This window comes from Mycobacterium sp. MUNTM1, assembly GCF_054660795.1.
The window spans coordinates 1-5,347 of sequence record NZ_BAAGDE010000071.1 but is presented as its reverse complement, the minus strand read 5'-3'; the positions used below and the strand labels follow the sequence as shown (position 1 = coordinate 5,347).

4 protein-coding genes are annotated in these 5,347 nt (G+C 65.7%); all 4 read right to left on the bottom strand.

Going from position 1 to position 5,347, the window contains the following annotated elements:
* Window positions 1-1,957: condensation domain-containing protein (locus ACYQ8K_RS26880; RefSeq protein ID WP_459973899.1), on the bottom strand; the 1,957-nt coding region annotated here is incomplete at its 3' end.
* 19 nt (window positions 1,958-1,976) lie between these two features.
* Window positions 1,977-3,533 (bottom strand): DHA2 family efflux MFS transporter permease subunit, encoded by a 1,557-nt coding sequence (locus tag ACYQ8K_RS26875; RefSeq protein ID WP_459973898.1) that lies wholly within the window; start codon window positions 3,531-3,533, stop codon window positions 1,977-1,979.
* Window positions 3,534-3,556: 23 nt separating this feature from the next.
* The gene (locus ACYQ8K_RS26870; RefSeq protein WP_459973896.1) at window positions 3,557-4,495 is read right to left on the bottom strand and encodes a methionyl-tRNA formyltransferase; all 939 of its coding nucleotides are present in this window, start codon (window positions 4,493-4,495) and stop codon (window positions 3,557-3,559) included.
* Between the two features lie 345 nt (window positions 4,496-4,840).
* On the bottom strand, window positions 4,841-5,347 hold a 507-nt coding region (locus ACYQ8K_RS26865; RefSeq protein WP_459973894.1), incomplete at its 5' end, for an MCE family protein.

Sequence of the window (5,347 nt, the reverse complement as noted above, 5' to 3'; positions counted from 1 at the left end):
AAATAAAATATAAACCCCCGGGCGGCGCAACAAACCCCCCCCGGGGGGGGGGGTCCGCGCGCCCGGGGGGGGGGGGGGCGCCCCCCCCGTTCGGGGGGGGGGGCCCCACCGCCACACCCTTTGGCACACCGGTGGATCCGGACGTGAAGATCACATGGGCGGTGTTGGCGGCCCGCAACGGGGCCGATCGGTCGGCGTCGGTGATCGGTTCCGCTGACCACCCGGACACGTCGAGACCGTCCACGGGCAACACCGGACGCCCCCCGGCCCCGGTCAGGGTGTCGGCGCCACGGGTCAGCACGCAGACCGCCGCCACCGTGTCCAGCACCGTGTTTAGCCGCTCGGCCGGGTGCGCCGGATCAAGCGGCACATATGCTCCGCCCGCCTTGAGCACCGCCCACCAGGCCACGACCAGTTCCAGGCAGCGGTCCATCGCCACCCCCACGGCGCACTCCGGTCCTACCCCGGCCTCGATCAGCGCCCGGGCCAGTCGCGTCGAGGACTCGTCGAGCTCGCGATACGACAGCCCTCGGGCGCCGTCGACGACCGCCAGCGCGTCGGGATCGGCCGCCACCGCCGCGGCCAACAACTCCGGCGCCACCCCCACGGGTGCGGTCGCACCCGCACCGGACCACGCCGAGGTGACCAGATCCCGCTCACCGCGATCGAGGACCGACACCTCGCGCAGCGCCGTCGACGGGTCCGCCACCAGAAGACGGTCGAAGAGTGACTCCAGACGTGTTATGTGCCTCGCGATTTCGTCGTCGCTGTAGCGCTCGGGATTCCATCCGAAGTGAACCTGCGGAGCTCCGTCGTCCAGCTGCGGATAGATGTTGACCGCGATGTCTTGGATCGGGAAATTGGTCAAGATGTTGCACGTCGCCAGCGAGGGCCCGAAGTAAATGGGGGCCGCGAAACCGAGGACGTTGATCACCGGCCCGAATTCGACGTTGGTGTCGAGCCGGGCCCCGTCGCCGATGATGTCCGGGAAGCCCCGGAACTGCTGGTGGCGCAGCGCACCGACCAGGGCCGTGCCGACCCGGTCGGTCAGGGCGCCGATCGTGTCGCTGTCTTCGACGCGAATGACCAGCGGCACCATGTTGGACACCATGCCCGCACAGTTCTTCAGGGCCGCGCTGGTGCGTGCCGACACCGGCAATGACAACGAAACGGTCTGGTGTCCCGTCGTTTTCGCGATGAACACGGCCATTGTCGCGACAACCCTGGCCACGTCAAACCGGTGGTTCTCCGCCAGCCGCTGCGTGCATTCCAGCTCGCGCACCAGCTGGTGGCGTGGTGGCACCGACCGCTGGGCGCCGGCCAGGTCGACGATTTCCAGCGGCTCGCGCACGACGCTCTTCCAGTACTCGGCATCGGCTGCGCTGCGCGACGATTGCTGATACTTCAGTTCCGCATCGCGGATCACACCGAAGCCCGAAAAATCGACCTCGCCGGTTGTAGCGGCCGCGCCGGAATAGACGTCGGCGATGTGCCGGATGAAATTGTTGGTGCCGTAGCCGTCCAGCAGAACGTGGTGCGTGCGCAGGTAGAAATAGGACAGCCCGTCGGCGATCCGCATCAGCATGAAATTGGTGAGCCCGTCGTGGACCAGATCGATCGGGCGCCGGTAATCTTCGTCCATCCAGGCGCGGGCGGCTGCGACCGGGTCGGGCTCGGCACGCAGGTCGAGAGTGTTCAGCGTCTGCGGAATCGAGTGATCGAGTACGAAAACCGGCTCGTCGTCGACCAGCGCTACCCGCGCACACGGCGAGCCGAATCGGGTGGCCGCCGATTCGCATGCGGCCATGAGCTTTTCGGCGTCGACATCGTGGTCGAGCTCGAGGAATCCGGCAAAGTTGAACGGCACTTCCGGCCGGAGTTCTTGGGCGGCCCATATCGCACGTTGCGCAACGGTCAACGGCCCCAGCAGGTCTGGTTGCGTGCCGTAGTTGAGCATATGATGACGAACCTTTTCGTTAGGCGAGCGACTCTGCGCCCGCGACGTTGGCTTCATTGAGCCTGGCTGCCCTCACCGGCAGGAACGCCGCCGCGACGATTGCGCCCCCCGCCAGGGCGGCGGCCGCAACGAAGACCACGGTGTAGGCGTGCACGAGGTGGTGAGACATGGCGTCCGCGATTCCGGTTGTCTGCGGCGGAATTGCCGACGGGTCAACGGGCACGCCGTTGTTCGTCGGCGCAGTGTTTTCGTGGCGGTTGAACTGATTCGTCAACAGCACCGTCACCAACGCGGCACCGAAGGCACCGCCCAGCTGATTGTTGACACTGCGCAACGTCGTGCCCCGAGCGATCTGATGCGGAGCCAACGGCAGCACGCACGCGGCCGAAAGCGGTGTCGCGGCACAGCCCACACCCATCCCGACGAGCATCAGGCCGGCCAGCAGCGTCGGTGAATAAGCCGATTGCCGGGCGACTCCGATGGTGAAGACGCCCAGGCCCGCCGCCATCAGCGGGAAGGCGATCAGGACGATTCTGCTGGGCCCGTATCGGTCCATGAATGTGCCGGCGAACGGCGTGGTCACCACGATGCCGATCCCCATGGCGATCAGATGCATCCCCGACTGCATCGGCGTCTGGTGCAGTGCGATCTGGAAATAGCTCGGGACCAGCAATAGGACTCCGACATAGGTGGCCGCGAAGATCAGCAAGGTCAGGTTGGCCTGTCTGACCATCCGGTCCCGGAACAGCCGCAGGTCGATGAGCGGGGCGTGGGCCCGACGCCAGGCGTGGAGAACGAAGGCGACGATCAATGCCAGGCCGATGAGTGACGGGATCAGCACATGGTGATCGGTTATCGCGCGACGCCCCGGGATCGATGACAGCCCGGCCAGCAAGATCGCCATGCCCGGGGACAGCAGCAACATGCCGATCACGTCGAGCGTCTCCGACGGTGCGGGACGATCCTTCGGAAACATCACCGCCGCAACCGCTACGGCGCTCAGCCCGATCGGCAGGTTGATCAAAAATATCCACTTCCAGCCGTAGCTGCCGATCAACCACCCGCCCAGGATCGGCCCGCCAACCGGGCCGAGCAGGAAGGGAACCGCTCCAAGCCCAACCAAGCGGCCGAGGCGCTTGGGGCCCGACTCGCGGGTCAAGATCACGAAGCTCAGCGGGGTCATGACGCCGCCTCCGCATCCCTGAAGAACACGAAAAACGATGAGCAGAAACATGTTCGGAGCCATCGTGCACAGGAGGGACGCGAGCGTGAACACCAGGACACCACCGGTGAAGAGCCGCTTCGTGCCGAATCGGTCCGCCGCCCAACCGGTTACCGGGACCACGGCGGCAAACGCCAGCATGTAGCCGGCCATCGTCCACGAGACGACGGCCTGAGTGGATCCGAATTGGGCGGCAAAGGTCCGTTGGGCGACGGCGACCGCGGTACCGTCCAGGTGCCCCATCATGCCGGCCAGACCGCATGCCGCGCCGATCCACAGCAGCCTGGCGTCTATCTTGTCCGGGTAATCGTGCGTGCTCACAACCGATTGCCCGATGGAGGCGGCGTTGTCCATGGCGTTACCGGAAAGGCAACTTCTCATGGCTGACTAATCAGGTAGCCCCCACGCCGAAAGAACTTCTCACCGCTGCACTCGACGCCGTCCGCCGAACGCAGGCGGGTGATCACCAGGCCGCGGTTGCGGCCGCGATACGCATCTGCCCCGCACACCACGGCGCCGCCCTCCTCCTGGGCGATCACCCGGCCCGGCGTGCCGCCGTAGCCGACGTCGGAGACGTGCGCCTCGAGGACCTCGATCCGCTCGCCGCGGTAGAACGTGAACGCGCGGGGATAAGGGTCGGACAATGCGCGCACAAAACGCTCGAGGTCCTCGGCCGACCAGCTCCAGTCGATCAAACTGTCGCGTTCCGAACGTTTGTGGAAATACGTCCGCTCGGACTTGTCCTGCGGCCGCCAGACCGCGGTGCCGGACTCCAGCGCATCCAACGCTTCGGCCAGCACCTCCGGAATCAGATCCATGCCTCGCAGCACCAATTCGGTGCCGGTATCGGTGGGACCGATCGGAACCGAACGCTGGACGAGGATGTCCCCGGTGTCCAGACCGTCATCCATGCGATGCACGGTCAAGCCGAATTCGGGCTCGCCGCTGATCAACGCCCACAGCACCGGGGAGAACCCGGTGAAGCGCGGCAACAGCGAATCGTGAAAGTTCAGCGTGCCGTGCGGCGGGAGGTTATAGAGCTCCGCCGGCATCCGGTAGTACCAGCTGTTGACGACGATGACATCGGGTTCGGCGCGCTTCACCAGGTCGATGGTCTCGCCGTCCACCGTCTCGGTGATATGCACGGGAATGCCGTGCTCATGCGCGAGGTCTTCGACCGGCGCCGACCAGATCGCCTTGTACGATTCCTCGCTCGAAGGGTGGGTGACGGCGAGCGCGACCTCGTGGTCCATCTCGGTGAGCGCTTTCAGAGTCGCGTAGCCCCAGGTCTGGAATCCGAAGAACACGATGCGCATGCGCGAAACCCTTCTCACTCGTCACCGACCGACCACTGGCTGCGCCCTTGATCGAGGCAACGGCGCCCACAAGGTCGTGAGCTTACGTTAGCCTTACCTAAGTACTCCACTCGGGGCGTGTACGCGCCGAGTAGGCGCTTCCGCGGAACGCGGTCCATCGATCATCGCGAAATACATGATCCAGAGCGTGGTGGATTTGAAATCCGTTGTCCGGCTTATCAAGCCGGGTAGCGTAGTCAGGACCCGGAGATAGAGTGGGCCACGCAATCCGACAGAGTGGTAATGCCCTGCCCGACAGCTGAATTACTGCACCGGCGATGGGCATGGTGGCGCATGCGTCACTTGTTAGGGGTTGATGGTGTTGTCGCCGACCTGGCGGCCCCAGACGTACTCGATCGCATACGGCGATCCGGTGTCCAGGTGGTTATAGGGGGCGATGCTGTTGCCGCTGTCCATGATGAGCTCGGGTGCCGGCCACAGGTCGCGGGTGATCTTCTGCCAGCACCCCGGGGCGCCGCCCGGGCCGCCGCGCGCGTTCACCCTGGGCAGGTTCTCGGGATAGATGTAGGGGTTGGGCGCGCCGCCGACCACGCCGGCGATGCCACCCACCAGCGACGCGATGACGGGCACCGCGGACACCGGGTTCGCGATCAGCCCAAGCCCGGAAAGTACCTCGGTGTCCATGTTCAACGAGTAGCCGTTGAAACCGCCCTCGGCCGCGCCGGTGGCGGCCAGGGCATCGTTTTCGCTGCGCATCAGGCAATAGATCTCCGGGCTGTAGGTGTCCAGCAGCTGCGCGGTCGGCACCAGGTCGTCGGCGCCGCGCGCCAGATACGGCCCGCCCTTGTTGAA

Bases quoted from the DNA above. Each gene is read 5' to 3' on its own strand.
- ACYQ8K_RS26870 (WP_459973896.1), bottom strand. From the start codon at position 4,495: ATGCGCATCGTGTTCTTCGGATTCCAGACCTGGGGCTACGCGACTCTG.
- ACYQ8K_RS26875 (WP_459973898.1), bottom strand. From the start codon at position 3,533: ATGGACAACGCCGCCTCCATCGGGCAATCGGTTGTGAGCACGCACGAT.